This is a genomic window from Bradyrhizobium sp. NBAIM08 (assembly GCF_020193935.1).
Taxonomy (GTDB): domain Bacteria; phylum Pseudomonadota; class Alphaproteobacteria; order Rhizobiales; family Xanthobacteraceae; genus Bradyrhizobium; species Bradyrhizobium yuanmingense.
Map to the genome: position 1 here is coordinate 1 of NZ_JADYVR010000731.1, position 418 is coordinate 418.

Genomic DNA, 418 nt, shown 5'->3' on the forward strand with positions numbered 1-418 from the left:
GATCGACGCGAAGGTGCGGCGCCAGAGGGACGCGGGGGTGGCGAGGACCTGGTCGGAGCCGACGGGCTCTACGTCGGCGACGGTGTGCGACGGCGCCGAAGGGGATTCGGGCGGCGTGACGAGGTCCACGCGCAACGGCTGTTGGGCCGAGTAGGGGCCGGCGAGACCGGGCTGGGTGGTGAGCTCACGGGCGCCGATCTTCGGCAGGTCCATGAACGACGGCGGCACCATCGCGGGCCGCGGCTCGACGGGCGTGACGCCGGCCTGGCTGGGGATCAACGGCCGCGGCGCGGGGGGCGTGAAGTCGAACTCGCTCGCGACCAGCGGCGCGATGCCGGTCAGGCCCGGCGCCGAAGGACGCGCGGTGCCGAAGTCGATGTCGATCGGCGCAGGGCGCGGAGAAGGCGGCGTGTGGTCG

Annotated in this window: 2 protein-coding genes; one reads left to right on the forward strand and one right to left on the reverse strand. The window is 74.4% G+C overall.

Annotated features, from left to right (window positions below; translation table 11 throughout):
* Positions 1-213: hypothetical protein (locus I6F37_RS41790; protein WP_225154639.1), on the reverse strand; the 213-nt coding region annotated here is incomplete at its 3' end.
* Here I6F37_RS41790 and I6F37_RS41795 point away from each other — a divergent pair.
* Positions 212-418, forward strand: a 207-nt coding sequence (locus tag I6F37_RS41795) for a hypothetical protein (protein ID WP_225154640.1), incomplete at its 3' end; no start/stop codon positions are given. The two genes, I6F37_RS41790 and I6F37_RS41795, sit on opposite strands and share 2 nt — an antisense overlap.